General features: G+C 53.9%; 15 protein-coding genes. 12 read left to right on the top strand and 3 right to left on the bottom strand.

Annotation, left to right across the window (positions count from 1 at the left end; genetic code table 11):
* The first annotated feature begins 14 nt into the window (after positions 1-14).
* Positions 15-596: a PepSY domain-containing protein gene (locus AC6CHQ_RS02750; protein WP_498080826.1), complete on the top strand. Its 582-nt coding sequence runs from the start codon at positions 15-17 to the stop codon at positions 594-596.
* 343 nt (positions 597-939) lie between these two features.
* Here AC6CHQ_RS02750 and AC6CHQ_RS02745 read toward each other — a convergent pair whose 3' ends face one another.
* Entirely contained in the window at positions 940-1338 is a 399-nt protein-coding gene (locus AC6CHQ_RS02745; protein WP_498080825.1) for a DoxX family protein, read from the bottom strand.
* Between the two features lie 305 nt (positions 1339-1643).
* On the opposite strand from AC6CHQ_RS02745, the gene AC6CHQ_RS02740 reads away from it, so the two are divergent.
* On the top strand, positions 1644-2327 hold the full coding sequence (locus AC6CHQ_RS02740) for a response regulator transcription factor (RefSeq protein ID WP_424237011.1): 684 nt from the start codon (positions 1644-1646) through the stop codon (positions 2325-2327).
* A 210-nt stretch (positions 2328-2537) separates the two neighbouring features.
* Positions 2538-3563, top strand: a complete 1026-nt coding sequence (locus AC6CHQ_RS02735; RefSeq protein WP_498080824.1) for a sensor histidine kinase — start codon at positions 2538-2540, stop codon at positions 3561-3563.
* 6 nt (positions 3564-3569) lie between these two features.
* Here the strand turns inward: AC6CHQ_RS02735 and yyaC are convergent, their stop codons facing one another.
* Positions 3570-4166, bottom strand: a complete 597-nt coding sequence (gene yyaC / locus AC6CHQ_RS02730; RefSeq protein WP_498080823.1) for a spore protease YyaC — start codon at positions 4164-4166, stop codon at positions 3570-3572.
* 134 nt (positions 4167-4300) lie between these two features.
* On the opposite strand from yyaC, the gene AC6CHQ_RS02725 reads away from it, so the two are divergent.
* The 9 genes from AC6CHQ_RS02725 (at position 4301) to yedF (ending at position 16585) form a co-directional block, all read left to right on the top strand.
* Positions 4301-5416, top strand: coding sequence for an AbrB family transcriptional regulator (locus AC6CHQ_RS02725; protein WP_498080822.1), 1116 nt, complete (start codon positions 4301-4303; stop codon positions 5414-5416).
* 227 nt (positions 5417-5643) lie between these two features.
* Positions 5644-8142 carry an NEW3 domain-containing protein gene (locus tag AC6CHQ_RS02720; protein ID WP_498080821.1) on the top strand — a complete coding sequence of 833 codons (2499 nt, stop codon included), beginning with the start codon at positions 5644-5646 and terminating at the stop codon, positions 8140-8142.
* A 169-nt stretch (positions 8143-8311) separates the two neighbouring features.
* Positions 8312-9475: an ROK family transcriptional regulator gene (locus AC6CHQ_RS02715; protein WP_251240681.1), complete on the top strand. Its 1164-nt coding sequence runs from the start codon at positions 8312-8314 to the stop codon at positions 9473-9475.
* Positions 9476-9495: 20 nt separating this feature from the next.
* Complete coding sequence (locus AC6CHQ_RS02710; RefSeq protein ID WP_251240682.1) at positions 9496-10620, top strand: extracellular solute-binding protein; 1125 nt, start codon at positions 9496-9498, stop codon at positions 10618-10620.
* Positions 10621-10728: 108 nt separating this feature from the next.
* Positions 10729-11826, top strand: a complete 1098-nt coding sequence (locus AC6CHQ_RS02705) for an ABC transporter ATP-binding protein (protein WP_498080819.1) — start codon at positions 10729-10731, stop codon at positions 11824-11826.
* A 50-nt stretch (positions 11827-11876) separates the two neighbouring features.
* Entirely contained in the window at positions 11877-13565 is a 1689-nt protein-coding gene (locus AC6CHQ_RS02700) for an ABC transporter permease (RefSeq protein ID WP_251240684.1), read from the top strand.
* Between the two features lie 27 nt (positions 13566-13592).
* Entirely contained in the window at positions 13593-15026 is a 1434-nt protein-coding gene (argH, locus tag AC6CHQ_RS02695) for an argininosuccinate lyase (RefSeq protein WP_251240685.1), read from the top strand.
* A gap of 130 nt (positions 15027-15156) precedes the next feature.
* Complete coding sequence (yedE, locus tag AC6CHQ_RS02690) at positions 15157-16368, top strand: selenium metabolism membrane protein YedE/FdhT (RefSeq protein WP_498080818.1); 1212 nt, start codon at positions 15157-15159, stop codon at positions 16366-16368.
* Positions 16358-16585, top strand: coding sequence for a sulfurtransferase-like selenium metabolism protein YedF (gene yedF / locus AC6CHQ_RS02685; RefSeq protein ID WP_498080817.1), 228 nt, complete (start codon positions 16358-16360; stop codon positions 16583-16585). The genes yedE and yedF overlap by 11 nt, the downstream gene beginning before the upstream one ends.
* 180 nt (positions 16586-16765) lie before the next feature.
* Here yedF and AC6CHQ_RS02680 read toward each other — a convergent pair whose 3' ends face one another.
* The gene (locus tag AC6CHQ_RS02680; protein WP_251239529.1) at positions 16766-17164 is read right to left on the bottom strand and encodes a VOC family protein; all 399 of its coding nucleotides are present in this window, start codon (positions 17162-17164) and stop codon (positions 16766-16768) included.
* Positions 17165-17221: the final 57 nt, after the last annotated feature.

Here is a 17221-nt window from a genome sequence, read left to right as displayed (position 1 = left end):
AGGAGGAACACAACATGAAAAAACGTTGGTTTATTGCACCGGTCGCAGCAGGGGTATTGGCATTCGGAGGCATGGCAGCTTTTGCAGAAGACACAGGGAAGCTCGCACCGATCGAAACGGCGGAAGCGAAAGTGAAGCAGGTGACATCCGGATGGATTTCGGCGGATAAAGCCACAACGATTGCACTTGAAGCGGCAGGCGGCGGAGAAGTCCGGGAAATGGAACTGGACCGTGACGACCGTGAGTACGAATTCGAAATCCGGGGCGAATCCGGTGAAGTGGATGTCAAGGTCGATGCAAAATCCGGTGATGTGCTCAAGACCGAGCGTGACGACCAGGATGATGACCGCGACGACCGGGATGACCGTGATGACGACCGCCAGGCGGCACCGGACAACCTGATTTCCCAGGAAGAAGCGATCCAGATCGCGAAAGGCAAAGCCGGATCGGCAGCCGAAGTCATTGAAGCGGAACTCGACGAAGACGATGGCCGCTGGCACTACGAGCTGGAACTGCGGGATGACCGCCACGAGTATGAAGTGGACATTGACGCAGAAAACGGCAACGTCATCAACTTTGAAAAAGACGAAGACTAATCATGCATAAAAGACCGCTGCCGAATTGGCCAGCGGTCTTTTGGCGCGCAATAAAAAAAGGATCCGCCAGACAACTTGGCGGATCAAAGACCTGCATTCTCTAAAAGGGGGAAATAGAGAAGTGGGGCTGGTCATAGGTTACCCGGTCCATCGGATTTTAATCCTTAAGAAAGAAAAATCTTCATTTTTTCGTTCCGCCAGGGAGAGAACAGGTTCCGCACGTCTTCCCACAAAAAAATGCCCGCCGACATCGCCGGCGGGCCAGGACCTGCATTCTCTAAAAGGGGGAAATAGAGAAGTGGGGTTGGCAATAGGTTACCCGATTAATAGGGAAAGTAATCATTTATCCTTTGTGGGCAAGTTTATGGTCAACAGACAGTACCGAGCGATCGGCGAGTACAAAGTACAGGGAAGCCGCAAGCAGGATCAGATCCAGTTCGTAGCCCGCCATCTGTCCATTGCCAAGGAAGCCGAGCGAAAGCTTTGCGGTAAAGATGGCACCGATCATGATGATGGCGAAAAGAATGCTGACAATCTTTGTCCCGATGCCGAGAATCATGGCCAATCCGCCGATAAGCTCAATGGAAGCAACGGCATATGCCATGAATCCCGGGATGCCGAGGCTGTCAAAGTATCCTGCGGTATTGGCAATGCCTCCCTGGAACTTGTCCAGCCCGTGAATGAAGAAAGCAAAACCGAGGATGACCCTCAAAATGACTTTCGCGATATCGTTCTTGTTCATATTTAAACAACTCTCCTTTTGTTTCTAAGTTACTTAATATAACTATGTAATGAAGTATAATCTTAAATTCGAGATTTGACAGGAACCTGACGAAAAGAAAGATAAGTGGAAATAATTCCTCCTCGTACAAAAACACAAAAAAATGCCCGCCGACATCGCCGGCGGGCCAGGACCTGCATTCTCTAAAAGGGGGAAATAGAGAAGTGGGGTTGCTCATATGGTACCCGGCTCACAGAGAGTTATTCATGTTTTGCTGAAAAAAATTGGAGTTTTCCGGTAAACTGGTGGGAAAGGGGGTCTGCGTGATGGAGTTTACGGTGTTTTTGGTGGAGGATGATGAAGCGATTCTCCGGTCACTGTCCGAAAAGCTGGGGCAGTGGGGACTTAAAGTCACGGGGCCGGAAGATTTTCATGAGGTGATGGAGGCCTTCCGGGCTGCCGGTCCCCATCTGGTGATTCTCGATATCGGGCTGCCGGCATATGACGGATACCACTGGTGCCGCGAAATCCGTGCAGAGTCGAACGTGCCTATCGTCTTTTTGTCATCGCGCGACCACCCGATGGACCAGGTGATGGCGATGTCGATGGGGGCAGACGACTTTATCCAGAAGCCGTTCAATTCCGATGTTCTGCTGGCGAAACTCCAGGCGATCCTGCGGCGCACGTATGCCTATACCGACGAAAAACCGGATATTGTTGAGTGGAACGGAGCGGTGCTAGATCTGAAGCGAGGGGTGATCCGATCGGGGGGCACAGACGTAGAGCTGACGAAAAACGAATTCTTCATCCTCGCCGTCCTTGTCGAGTCGCGCAACGAAATCGTGACACGCGACGAGCTGATCCGCAAGCTCTGGGACGACGAGCGGTTCGTTAACGACAACACCCTTACGGTGAACATCAACCGGTTGCGGAACAAGCTCGAAGAAATCGGAATCGGGGATAAGATTGTGACAAAGAAGGGCATGGGATATATGGCGGTGGAGGAATAGGGTGTGCGGACAGCGGACGCAGTCGAATCGGTTTCGTCATTCACGGCTTCGGTTTCATCATTCGTCGCCCCGGTTTCGTCATTCATCACCTTCTGTTAAACGAATGACGAAACTTTTCGCTCCAATGACGAAATTGAATGGACGAATGACGAAATTAAAGAAGATTGGTGAGCCAAATCTGTATTATCGATAAAAGGAGGCAAGCCCGGCATGTTCATTCCCTACCTGAAATCCCGTCTCCCATGGATCCTGTTTTTCCTCGCATCACTTCTCCTCGCGGATCTCATCATTGCCCTCGACGACGGAATCGAAATCGAGGCGGCGTCCGTCCTTTACATGAATCTCCTGCTTATTGCAGCATTCGTCCTGTTTATCACCTGGCGCTGGCGGCGCGAGACGGTGTTTCTGCGGGAAGCTTCCCGTCTGTCGGACGAACCGCTCCGGGAGTGGGAGGAGCTGTTGCCGGAGCGGTCGTCGGCGCTTGAACAAACGACGGCAGGACTTCTCACCGCGGCCTCCCGGGCGCACCGGGAGGAGCTGGCAAAGCTTGCCGATGCGCAATATCTGGAAGCAGATTATCTGGCGGCCTGGGTGCATGAGGCGAAGGCGCCGCTGACGGCGATGAAGCTGATCCTGGACGAGCATCGGGCGGACCCCGTGATTCGGCGGCTTCAGACTGAGTGGCTGCGCCTCCATCTCCTGATCGACAGGCAACTGTACATCTCAAGAATGCCGACGCTCGCAGCTGATTTCCTGCCGGAGTCGGCGAGCGTGCGCTCGCTCATCGCGCCCGAAATCCGTGAACTCGCCGCCTGGTGCATGGAAAAGGACGTGGCGGTTGAGTTGGAAGGAGCCGGCCTCTCCGTCCGGACCGATGTAAAATGGGCCCGCTTCATCATCCGTCAGGTACTGACGAATGCCGTGAAATACAGCCCGGCCGGCGCTGCGATCACCATTACCGCCGACTGTTCTCCCGATGGGAATGTCCGGGTGCAGATCAACGACGAAGGCCCTGGCATCCCGTCCCAGGACCTGCCGCGGATTTTCGAAAAGGGCTTCACCGGCGGCACAGGCCGGATCCATAATGCCGCGACCGGACTCGGCCTTTATCTTGCCGACACAGTTGCGGCGAGGCTCGGCATCCGCCTTTCCGCCGATTCCAAACAAGGGCAGGGCACCGTTCTGACGCTGACTTTCCCGAAGGACAATGAATTCGACCGGATCATGGGAGGCTAGGATTCCTTATGTTTTTTCAGAGACGGCCAGCCGGACCGAGTCCAGGATGACCCCTGAAGTAATTCTGGCAAGCCGGAGAACCGTGTCCAATCGGGTGCTGTTCAGCGAATCGGCAGGGAAATGCGGATCGAGATGGTTCACAACGCCCTTGAAATGACAAACGCCCACGCCCGGAAGCGGATTTCGGATGGCGAAGCCGGGAATAAGGGGCCCCTCATTAAAGAGGATGGAGCCGATCCGGTCGGCACTGCCCAGGCAGGCATCGACGCTGACAATGAGCGGTTCCGTTGTCCGGCTTCGTATCTCGCTGAGTGTCTCACTTATATTCAGAGCGTGAACGGGCTTCTCAATAGTTCCATAGACAGGATAGGGGCATCCGTGTTCCTTCAGCAGCGCCCCGACAAATGGCCCGTAAGAGTCTCCGGTCGAGCGGTCAGAACCGATACATAGAAATACGATATCGCCCGGATGCGATTGGTACATCCCGGCAAGCTCCTTTGTGATATCGCGCAGCACGCCGTCATCTGGAGATCCGGTGGCGTAGCAGTATGAAAACTTGGGGTCGCATGTTTCGACCGTTTTTCTTCTGACAAAAGGAAACATCGGCAGGCCTCCTTTCCGTGATGCTTTCCTGTTTCGACGGAGGAGAGGCAAACCCTCTATTTGGAAGGCCGGACAAGCAGATCCGGCCTTCATGCTACAATGGATCATAGAAAAGCATCAGAAAGAAGTGCAGGATGATGAAGTCACCAGAGAAAAAGAAAGTCTTTCCATTTATACAAGCGTTGCTGTGTGGCCTCGCAGGCGGAGCCGTGTTTGCCTGGATCGGCCTGCCGCTTGCCTGGATGCTCGGACCGCTGACGGCCGTAATTATCTGGAATCTGTTCGTCAAAAGGGAATTATACTGGCCGAAAAGCTTTAAAAATGGAGGACAGATGCTGCTCGGCTACGGCATGGGTCTGGCATTTACGGCGGAAAGTGCAAAGCAGATTGCCGGCCAGTTGCCGACAATGACCATTTCTACCATTCTGATGATCGCGGGCGGTCTCGGCATCGCCATCATCGCTTCAAAGCTTGCCGGCATGAATACTCCGACCGCAGTGATGGGAACAACGCCAGGCGGCCTTTCTCAAATGACGATGCTGAGCGAAGAGATCCGGGGAGCAGACCCGGCCGTAGTCACCTTCATGCAGACCGTCCGGATGCTCACGGTCACCTTTATGGTACCCATGCTGTCCACATACGCGTTTTCGGATGGAACGGTATCCGCAACGGGCCTTCAGTCATCCGGAGCAGCCGTGCAGGCAGGTGCCCCGGGCTTGCTTCATATCGCGGCAACCATAGTCATCGTCACCATCGTCACGCTGTGCGCCTTAAGATTCCGGTTTCCCACACCCTGGATACTCGGCCCTCTGATCGCGGCTGCCATCCTGACGGTGAGCGGCTTTGCGCCGCCGCACCTTCCGCCTATCCTGACAATCATCGCGCAGCTGTTCCTTGGAGTTTATCTGGGGCTCAGCATCCGGCCGGGCATGCTGAAAAGCTGGAAAACGCTGTTGCCGTTTTCCTTGCTGACCGGGTTGCTCATGGTCGGCTTCGCCCTGTTTCTGGCCTGGATGATGCACCAGATCCACCCGATGTCTTTGGCAACAGCATTCCTCTGTGTTGCGCCTGGCGGCCTGCCGGAAATGGGCGTGACCGCGCAGGAAATCGATGCGGACGTCTCTCTGGTCGCAGCGTACCAGCTGTTCCGAGTGCTGTTTATCCTGTTTATCGTGCCGGTCATGCTGAGGCTGGTGTTTGGCAGGCATGACTCGGTGGACACCTATAAACCTTCAATGACAACAAAGTAAAAGCGGTGCTTGTGCATCGCTTTTTTAATTCCTACTTTTTGCCCCAGTCGTTATACACGGTATACGTTAATGAAATAGGCGAAAAGTTAGATTTAAAATATTCTGACTATATGTATACTTGCAGTTAATAAAAGGAAGTTTGTGAGGCATTGTTAGTTAGTAAGTTTTACTAACTAATGTATGTATGCGCTTTCTTTTAAATTCGAATCATGAAAGGGGTTAGAAGTTTGAAGAGGTTATGGTACGGTGTGCTTTCCATCTTGCTGGTGCTGTCCATTCTGCCGCAGGCTGTGTTAGGAGACAGCCGGGAGCAACCTGACGTGGATCTGTGGAACGCTGTGAAGCCATTGGATACGACGGTCACGTTCCTGAATACGGGTGCCCATCCGGATGATGAGCGCAGTGACTTCCTCGCTTATTTGTCGAGGGGGCTGGGTGTGAAGACAGCCAGCATGATTGCCAACCGCGGAGAGGGCGGGCAGAATGCAATCGGGAATGAACTGGGTAACGGTCTCGGCATCATCCGCTCCAACGAGATGATTGAAGCGGCAAAAGTCAATGGCGTAAAAGCATATCACCTTAGCGACACGACCTCGGACGCCATCTATGATTTCGGCTTCTCGAAATCTCCGGAAGAAACTCTGGAGAAATGGGGAGAGGAAGTGACCTATTCCCGCCTCATCGAATTTATCCGTACGTATCAGCCGGATGTGGTGATGCCGTCCTTCCTGGATGTGGATAGCCAACATGGTCACCACCGGGCGATCAATGTCCTGTCGGTAAAAGCATTCGAGGATGCGGCCGATCCGACGGTCTTTCCTGAACAGATCGAGAACGGACTGGAGCCTTGGCAGATCAAAAAGCTCTACCTGCCGGTTTCCCAAGATGAAGCGACTGTGTCCATCGAGATCGGTGACTACGATCCGATTTACGGGATGAGCTACCCGCAGCTTGGTGAAGCGTCTCGCTATCTTCATAAGAGCCAGGGAATGGGCCGGGATATTCCCGTTGAGCCGCGCCAGGTTCATCTGAAGCTTGCAGAATCTGCGGTACAGGAGAATTCGGACGATCTGTTCGACGGTATTCCTTATGACTTCAATGCATGGGCAGATGAAATTTCAAACCAAGGGCTCAGCGAATCTCTCCGTTCCCTTCAGCAGAACCTGGACCGGATCGTTGAACTTTACCCAAATCGCGGAGCCATCCTTCCAGAATCCCAGAAGGCACTGAGGGATGTAAGGAAATTGTCCGGAAAGGTGGCCTCCTCAAAGCTGGATCAGGCTACCAAAAATGATCTTCTCCATAAACTGAATCTGAAAGAGGAACAACTCGTTGAAGTAAGCCGGGTGGCTTCCGAGCTGACGGTAGACATTACAATTGATTCTTATGTGCTGACCCAGGGTGAGCAGGCGAAAGTGGAAGTGACAGTCACTAATGAAGGGAACCGAAAACTTCATCACGTTGAAGCGGAATTGCTGACTCCTGAGGACTGGGAGCATGAAAAAGCCGTTAAGCTCAAGCATTTGAAACCTGGTGAATCCAAGGCTGCCAGCTTCAACGTAACTGTTCCGGAAGATGCGGAATACTTTGAGCCTTATGCCGAAGCTGCTATCCAAGCACAGCTTTCATTCAAAGAGAATGGCGTGGACACTGCATTTGTCAGTGACCTCGATAACACGGTCAGTGTCCTGCCTGAACTGGGCGTAACGCCTGATCCGATCAATATTACCGTTAACACGGCTGATGTGCAGGAAAAGATTCCGGTCAGCGTGAAAGTGAAGAACTACGATGACGCTACTCAGAAAGCTGAGGTTTCACTAAAACTGCCTGAAGGTTGGAGCAGTGAGCCGGAATCGGCAGAGGTGAATCTGGAAGAGCGTTTTGAAGAAAAAAGCGTTTCTTTTGATCTGATCCCGCCCTCCGATGTGGAGGAAGGCGAGTTCACAATTGAGGCCATTGCCGAGGCAAATGGCAAGATGCATAACACTACCGTCCAAGAAATCAAATACGAACATATCAATGACTCTTATTACCTGTACCCATCCTCCATCAACGGCGTTGCATTTGAACTTCTTAAGCCGGAGAACCTGAAGGTCGGATACATCGACAGCGGTTTTGATACGATCGCTGATTCGTTCATCAATGCCGGCTTTGACATCACCAAGCTGACTCCGGAAGATCTTGCATCGGCTGATCTGTCTCAGTACGACACGATCGTGTCAGGCATCCGGGCGACTCTCGGCAGGGAGGACCTGCTTGCAAACAATGACCGGATCAAGGAGTACGTGAGGAACGGCGGGCATTTCGTCATGCAGTATGTCACGGCCTCCGATCCATGGGATGCAGAGCTGACGGCCCCTTATCGCCTGAAAATCGGAACCCCGTCCATCCGCTGGCGCGTAACGGATGAAAATGCGGAGGTGACGGTGACCCAGCCGGACCATCCGCTGCTCAACTATCCGAACAACATTACAGACAGTGACTGGGACAACTGGGTACAGGAGCGCGGCCTGTATTTCCCGATGGATTGGGATGAGCGCTTCGAGACATTCGTGTCGATGGCAGACCCGGGGGAAGATCCGTTCACAAGCGGAATCCTCATGGCAGAATACGGAGAAGGGACCTATCTGTATACGAACCTCGTATTCTACAGGCAGATCGGTGCCCAGGTTCCGGGCGGTTACCGGATTTTTGCAAACCTGATCAGCTACGGAGCCGATCAATAAAACGGGGTACTCAATCATAGACTGCAGAGACTTGCAGTCTATGATTTTTTTAGAAAGAAAAGTAAAAAAAGTTCGTGAAAGCGGTTTACATTTTAAATTTCATTGATTACAATGTTTTCAAATAAGTTAGTAAGTTAAGTTAACAAACTAACCTTTTAGGGGCATTGCCATGCAATATGTGAATGACGAATCAAATATTAACCGCAACGCACGGCAAGTGCTCAGATGTGTGCTGGAAACAGAACCTACGACCCGGACGGCAATTGCCAAGAAGCTGTCCCTCAGCAAGCCGACTGTCTCAGCGGCCATCTCCCGGCTTATTGATGAAGGGTGGGTAACCGAGACGGGCAGCGGCGAGGCCTCGGCAAGCGGCGGACGAAAACCCGTGAACCTGAAATTCAATCCGAAAAAGGCACATTGTATCGGAATTGACATAGGGGGAACAAAGGTGGCGGTCGGAATCACCGATCTTAAAGGGGAGCTTGAGAGTTACCGGACATTTCCCACGCAGGAATACTTGGATCACGATTTCTTCCCGACAATCCGGAAGATGGCCGATGAAATGATGGCAGAGCTATCCCTGGAGCAGGAAGAAATCCTGGGTGTCGGCGCCGGCGTTCCTGGGGTGACCAACGTAAAGACCGGTATTGTCGAAGAAGCACCGGCCTTGAAATGGAGGGATTATCCTGTCCGTGAAAAGTTGGAGGAAGTGTTTCCGTATCCGGTATACGTAGACAATGACGTCAACATTGGCGTACTGGGGGAGCATTGGACGGGACGCGGCAAGGGCAAGCAGAACCTGATCTATATTGCCATCGGAACGGGTATCGGCAGCGGAATTATCCTGAACGGTCAACTGTTCAGGGGAAGCCAATACAGTGCGGGTGAGCTCGGTTATATGGTGACGGATCGGAAACTTGCCAAAACGTACCGGCCATCCTTTGAAGGTTATGGATTCCTTGAAAGTGTCTCGGGAGGAACGTCTGTCGGCACGGCGCTGTCTGAGCATCTTGGCAGGGAAGTGACGGCTGCCGAGGCGTTCGAATTGTACCGGTCCGGTGACAAGGTTTCAGCCGAAGCGCTCGGGAACGCACTGGAACATCTCGGGATTGCAGTTGCGAATTACGTGTCGCTTCTGAATCCGGAGTTGATCATTTTAGGGGGTGGTCTGTCACAGTCATTCGATGTGATCCAGCCGATTGTCTCAGACAACGTGAAGCGGTACGCACCGAAAGAATGTGAGATCGTCAGGACGGCGTTCGGAAAGGAAGCCGGCGTGATCGGCGCTGTTGCATTGTTGCTGAAAGAACATGAGGGGTTGTACAACATTTAAATCAGAAGGGGGCAGTTTGGATGGGAAAATGGATTAAGAAAAGCTGGTTGCTTGTTTTGACGGCACTGTTTGCGCTTGCTTTGGCAGGGTGTATGGCCGATTCCGGCGGAGGAGAGGAAGAGGATTCTTCCGGAACATCCGGAGATGCGGGCGGTGAAACTTCCGCTTCAGAGGAACTGGAGGAGAAAGTCGTCGTTTATTCTCCGCATGGCAGTGACATTTTGGGGGACTTCAAGCAGCGCTTTGAAGAAGAGTACGGCATCACGATGGAGTTCCTGGACATGGGCTCGCAGGAAATTCTGGACCGGGTCCGCTCCGAGAAAAACAATACACAGGCTGACGTCTGGTGGGGGGCTCCTCAAGTAAACTTCGACCAGGCCAAAGATGAAGGGCTGCTTGCAGAATACAAGCCGTCCTACGCGGATGCGCTTGATGAAATGTATCACGACGAAGACTGGATGTGGAGCGGTACTTCGATGACGCCGGAAGTCATCATGTACAACAACAAGGAAATCTCCGAAGAAGAAGCACCGAAAGACTGGGACGACCTGATTGATCCGAAGTGGCAGGATGAGCTGATCATCCGCTATCCGCTTGCATCCGGTACGATGCGTACCATCTATTCGGCAATGATCTACCGGACCTACAAGGATACGGAAGATCCGCAGGAAGGCTACGCATGGCTTGAGAAGCTGGACAACAACACGAAAGAATACTCGGCCAACCCTGAGCTGATGTACAACCAGCTCGCCAAAGGCGTCGGCTCCCTGACGGTCTGGAACATGCCGGATGCCGTCATGCTCGCGGAAGAAAAGGGCTATCCGTTCGGTTATGTCCTGCCGGAAAGCGGAACGCCGGTCCTTACGGAAGGTATTGCAATCGTCAAGGATGCGCCTCATCCGAAAGCGGCAGAAGCGTTTTATGAGTTCGTCAACACACCGGAAGCTGCAAAACTGCTCGCGGAAAAATACTACCGTATTCCGACACGTGAAGACGTGACCGATCTTCCGGAATGGATCACTGAAGCCGAAGAAGATATTAAGCCGATGGAAATCGACTGGGGACTGTTCCAGGAAAAATCCGATGAGTGGATGGATCACTGGGATAACCAGATTAAAAACGCAGAAAAAGAAACAGGCGAGTAACCTGCAGGCTGCATGGGCTCCGTATAGCGTTTACTTTTGACGTTGGACTATCGCGGGCAGCAATGCCTGCGGTAGTCCAGTGTTTTTACAGGGAAGGGAGTGGTTGCTGTGTCAACCGTTCATTTATCGGCAATTACCAAGCAGTTTGGAAAAGTCACGGCAGTGGAGGATCTTGAGCTCCTGATTAAGGAAGGGGAATTCTTCACGTTTCTCGGACCGAGCGGCTGCGGGAAGACGACGACACTCAGGATGGTTGCCGGGTTTTATTATCCGACAAAAGGAGTCGTGAAGTTCAACGACCGTGACATGACGACCGTTCCGCCGGAAAAACGAAATACCGGCATGGTGTTCCAGAACTATGCGCTGTTCCCGCATATGACGGTTTTCGAGAATGTCGCGTTCGGCCTGAAAGTACGAAAGTTAAATAAGGCAGAGACGAAAAAACGGGTAGAAGATGTGTTGCGTAAAGTCCGGCTCGACCAGTATGCAGAACGCCAGGTAAGCCAGCTTTCCGGAGGTCAGCAGCAGCGTGTGGCTTTAGCTCGTGCGCTCGTCATCGAGCCGGACATCCTGTTGCTGGATGAGCCGCTCAGTAACCTGGATGCCCGCCTGCGGGATGAGATGCGGGCGGAAATTCTACGTCTGCAGAAGGAATATCAGATCACGACCATTTATGTGACCCATGACCAGGTCGAGGCCCTGACGATGAGCGACCGGATCGCCGTATTCAACTTCGGCAAATGCCAGCAGGTCGGTACACCGACGGAGATCTACAATGAACCGGTCAACGACTTTGTCGCGGAATTCATTGGAGAGACCAACTTGCTGCCTGTCGTGGAGGCCGGCTCGGGAGAGAGCCACCGCTCATACCATGTAGAAATGCTGGGCAGTGACGTGACTGTGAACAATACTACCCTGAATGTTGCCGAGTATACCGAGAGTGATGAACTGAGGATGTCGGTCCGACCGGAAGCGGTAGAAGTTTCGGACCAGCCGATCACCGGGGCAAATGTTTTTCCCGGTAAGGTGAAAATGGTCCAGTTCACCGGGGCGGCCGTACATACCTATGTAGAGATGAATGACCAGCTGACACTAGTTGGAACTGCCCTGAACCAGGGGCCGAGCACCTATCTGCAAGAAGGCGCTGAAGTATATGTGCGTCTTCCAGAAGACCAGATCCGGATTGTGCCGAAAGCGGGGGTGTAATCCATGAGAAATTGGAATCCTGCACGCCCTTGCGGAAGGAGGACGCCGACATGCTGAACGCTGAAAAAAGGAAAACCCTGCTGCTCCTCATTCCAGTCATTCTCGTCCTGATCGGCTATGTGCTCTACCCGACTTTGAGGACAGCTTATGAGAGCTTTTTCCACAACGGGGTCCCGTCCCTTCAGAACTATGAGGACTTCTTCGGGTCAAAGGCAAAGGCGAACCTGCAGGCGCTTTGGAATTCGGTCTGGATTTCCCTGCTGTCGGTCCTGTTCAGCGCACTGATCGGTGTGCCGCTTGCATACATCTTCAATCGGTATGAGTTTCCCGGCCGCCGATTCTTCTCCAATATTGCCATCATGCCGATCGTGCTGCCGTCGCTCGTCGGCGTCATGGCGTTTATGTTCCTCTACGGTGAAGCCGGCCTCATTCCCAATGCGATCAAAGACTTGCTGAACCTATCAGAAGTACCGTTCAAAATCGGCGGGATATCAGGCATCCTGATTGTCCACGCCTATACGATGTATCCATATTTCTATATGACGACGGCATCTGCCTTGTCGAACCTAGATCCATCACTCGAGGAAGCGGCCTCCAACCTGGGTGCGAATCGCTTCAAGGTGTTCTGGCAGGTTACATTCCCACTGCTGACACCGGGACTTGTGGCCGCATCGCTCCTGGTCTTTATGGTGTCGATGGCCAGCTTTAGTGCACCGTTCCTTCTGGCCGGCGGGTTCCGGGTGCTGAGTTTGCAGATTTACTTCTCTAAAATCAATGGCGATCTTGAAATGGCCGCAACACAGTCGGTCATCCTGTCGATTGTCTCGATCACGTTCCTTCTGTTTATGCGCTGGTATCAGGGCCGGAAGGATTACCGGATGGCGTCCAAGGGAATCGGCGCGCACCGGAGTGAAGTGAGCAATCCGCTGCTGAAGTGGACGATGGTCACACTCGGGGTCATCGCAATGATCGTCCTTCTGCTGCCCCATGCAACGTTGCTTATCCTGTCACTCGTGCCGGAAGGGACCTGGACATGGCAGACCTACCCGACCGCATTCAACTTGGAAAACTATGCGATGCTGTTTGATACGCCATATATCTGGGAACCGGTCCGCAACAGCCTGATCATGGCGTTTATCGCCTGTCTTGGTGTATTTGTTTTCGGGATTTTCACTTCCTATGCGCTTGTCAAACGGAAGTTCGTCGGGAAGAACCTCCTGGATATTCTCGTGATGATTCCTTGGGCTCTTCCGGCGACCGTTGTCGGGATGAACCTGATTCTGGCGTTTAACTCGCCGAACCCGTTTTCGTTCGGACAGATCCTTGTGGGGACCTTCTGGATCCTGCCGCTCGCCTACTTTATCCGTTTCTTGCCGCTTGTTGTGCGATCAACGAATGCTGTTCTCGAGCAACTGGACGACTCCATCGAGGAAGCCGCGCAGAATCTGGGGGCCAAATGGTTCTATACATTCCGGAAAGTCGTCATTCCGATCATCCTTCCGGGTGTCCTGAGCGGTACACTGCTCGCGTTTGTTCAGGCGGTCGGGGAATTCCCGACATCCGTCCTTCTCTACACGATCGGCAACCGTCCGATTTCGATTGAAATCATGAACCAGCTCCGGATGTTCAACATCGGGCAAGCTGCAGCATACGGCATGATCCAGGTGGCTCTGATTGCAGTGGTCATGTTCATATCCAGCAGGTTCCTCGGGGTCAAGGCAGAAAAGTCATTGGGTTAATCAAAAAGAATTTGAGGTGTCAGCATTATGAGTGCATGGAAAAAAGAATTTGTTGTGGCCGACGGGGATGTCTTCCCGGGAAAAACGTATGTGGACGTTCTTCTGCGCCCTGTGTTTGACGACCAGCGTGACTACCTCTTTGATGCAATGTTCGAGGTACACGCCGCCCATACCCAGATGCTCGCCGAGCAGAAGATCCTGGCCGAAGCGGAGGCGGGCAAGATTCTGAACGCCATCCGGGAAGTCTGGAAGATGGACCGGGCGGAACTCAAGTACTCCGCGGAGCATGAAGACCTGTTTTTCCTCGTGGAATCGAAGATCGGCGAACTGATCGGCGAGGAACTGGCGGGGAAGATGCATATCGCGAAAAGCCGGAATGACATGGGCGAGGCGATGTACCGGATTGTCCTCAGGCAGTATTTGGCCGAGACGGTCGAACAGGCAGAAGCGTTGGCGGAAGCCCTGCTCGCCCAGGCGGAGGAGCATGTGGAGTCCGTCATGCCGGCGCACACCCATACCCAGCCTGCCCAGCCGACGACGTTCGGGCATTACCTGGTCGCCATCTACGACAACCTGATCCGGGACATCGAGCGGCTGAAGCGGGCCCGCCATACCGTGAACCAGTCGCCGATGGGCGCAGCCGCGATCACAACGACCGGTTTCCCGATCAGCCGGGAGCGGATGGTTGAACTGCTCGGGTTCGAGGGGATGATCGAGAACTCGTATGACGCGATCGGGACCGGGGATTACCTGATCGAAGCCGCCCAGAGCCTGGTGAGTCTCATGACGAACATGGGCCGCTGGATCCAGGAATTCCTCCGGATGGCGTCCAAAGAAGTCGGCCTGCTGCGGGTATCCGATGCTTACGTGCAGATTTCGAGCATCATGCCGCAAAAGCGGAATCCGGTCTCGATGGAGCACTCCCGTGCACTTGCTTCAAGTGCCGCGGCGGAAGGCCTTGCGGTCATCCACATGATCCACAACACGCCATACGGAGACATCAATGACACCGAAGATGACCTCCAGCCGCATCTGTATACCGGCTTTGAAAAGGCGACCCGTGTGCTCCGGCTGATGCATGCCGTGGTGACCACGCTCACCTTCAACAAAGACCGCGCCCTCCGCCAGGCGAGGGAGAACATGATCACAATCACCGAGCTCGCGGATGTGCTCGCCAGGGACTACGGCGTCTCATTCCGCCGGGCCCATCACAAGGCGAGCCTCATCGCCCGCGAAGCCGACCGCCAGGAAAAGGAACTGTACGAGATCCCGCTCGAGACGGTCAACGGCTGGCTCGATGACGTGGCACTCACCGCCGAAGACTGGAAAGCCATCGCCGACCCCGTCGCCTTCGTCGAACGCCGACGAATCACCGGCGGTCCGGCTCCGGACGTGGTACGGGGGATGATCGCGAAGAGGAAAGAGGGGCGGGACCCGGGACAGACGGGGCAAGGGAAGTAAAACAGCTCCGCACTGTTCCCGGAGTCAGTTTGACGAACCCCGGAGTGAGGACTATACTTTTAAAGGAAAATGACTGACCGGCGGATCTTGCATCCGTCTTTTTTTCAGTAGAATAGAAGGAGTCCTTATCATGAAAATCCTCTACAATCGGGCGTTCGGCCAGTATTGGAACCCGGTTATGGCGCTGGTGGCGGCCGGCATCTTCAGTGCGGCCTACTTCGGGCTCACCGGCACGGTGTGGGCGGTGACCGGCGAGTTCACGCGGCTCGGCGGGCATGTCGTTGAGTTCTTCGGCGTGGATACATCGACCTGGGCCTATTTTGACCTGGTTCATCTGGAAGGCTCGACGTTCGCCCGCTCCGACGGCTGGATCGTCTGGGGCATGCTGATCGGAGCATTGATCACCGTCCTTCTCGCCAATAACTTCAAGATCCGCAAGCCGAAGCAGAAGCGACGCTACGTACAGGGCCTGATCGGCGGAACGATCGCCGGGTTTGGCGCACGCCTTGCGATGGGCTGCAACCTTGCTGCGTTCTTTACCGGCGTCCCGCAGTTCTCGTTCCACTCGTGGATCTTCATCGTCGCGACGGGATTCGGAACGTTCCTGGGCGTGAAGGTCGCCAAGACCAAATGGTGGAAAGGGAAGCCGAAGCTCATGAAAGGCGGCCCGGCACCGGTAACCGCAAAGGAAAAGCGGGTCATCCAGCCGTATGTCGGCGGCCTGATCGCGTTGCTTTACGCAGCTCTGATCGTCTGGTTCTTCATGACCGGCCGTCCGCTTCTCGGCACCGCAGCGATCTTTGGCGCCTTCTTCGGCATCCTGATCGAACGCGGCCAGATCTGCTTTACGTCAGCATTCCGAGACCTGTGGATCACCGGCCGCACGCTTATGGCAAAGGCGATTGTAATCGCCATGGCGATCAGCTCGGTGCTGACAATCATCATCATCGCGAATACCGGCATGACGCCGATCACCCAGGTCACCTCCATCGGCACATTCGTCGGCGGCTTCCTGTTCGGGCTGGGCATCGTCCTTGCCAGCAGCTGCGAGACCGGAATGATGTACCGCCTCATGGAAGGCCAGGTGCTGTACCTGTTCGTCTTCGCCGGAAACCTCATCGGCGTCACGGCGCTCGCCTTTGCCTGGGATCACCTCGGCGTCTACAACCTGCTTGTTGCAGGCGGCGAGAAGTTGAACCTCATCCCGGCGATGGGCCCGGTATGGGCGATCACCGCCACGCTCACGATGCTAACCGCGTGCTATCTGTTCGTCGACCTCTACTCGAAACACAAACGCGGCACACTGATCCTACCGAAAGGGGAGAAACGAATTGTCAGCTGACTTCACACTCGACCTGCGCGGCGAATCCTGTCCGTACCCGGTCATCTACACACTTGACGCTCTCGAAGAAATGCAGAAGGGCCAGGTCCTCCACGTCGTCACCGACTGCCCCGGCTCATTCCGCAACGTTCCGGAAGAAGTCGTCACCGCCGGCTATAAACTCGCCAAAGAACCAGAGAAGTCCGGCCAGGAATATCTTTTCTATATCGAAGCATGACAAAAGGGACGCGCGATGCGTCCCTTTTTTGATGGGGAAAAGCCGATAGATCGTACAGTTTTTATGCGAAAGTGATGAATGCGTAGCTGAAAGTGACGAAACAGTTCCTGAAAGTGACGAACCGGCCTCCGAAAGTGACGAATCCACCCCTGAAAGTGACGAATTATCCCTGTCGAACGCTCATGGCAAATTGATCTGCCAGGACACACCGTACTTATCATTTACCCAGCCGAATTTCCGGCTGAATCCGTGGTTGCCGAGTGCCATGAGTTCCATACCGCCTTCTGCTAGCTTGCTGTACAGATGGTCGATTTCCTCTTCGGTGTCGACGTCCACGAAAATCGAGAATGACGGGGTGAAGTCGAACTGGTGGCGGATGCTGCTGTCAATGCACTTGAATTCACGGCCGTTCAATGTGAATGTCGCAAGCATAACAGTGCCTTCTTCGCCGCCAGGAACATCCGGGCCATAACGGACGATGTTGGTGATCTCGGAGTTTTTGAAGAGCGATGTGTAGAAGTTCATTGCTTCCTCTGCGTTGGCTTCCTGGAACATGAGGAACGGGGTAATGTTGGTTATGTTTGAATCTCTCCTTTTATGAGCGCTATTCGTGCAACACTGTTGAAGGCATAACGT

It is taken from the genome of Bhargavaea sp. GQ12 (assembly GCF_059758705.1).
The sequence above is the reverse complement of the archived record's forward strand: the minus strand, read 5'-3'. Positions and strand labels throughout refer to the sequence as shown.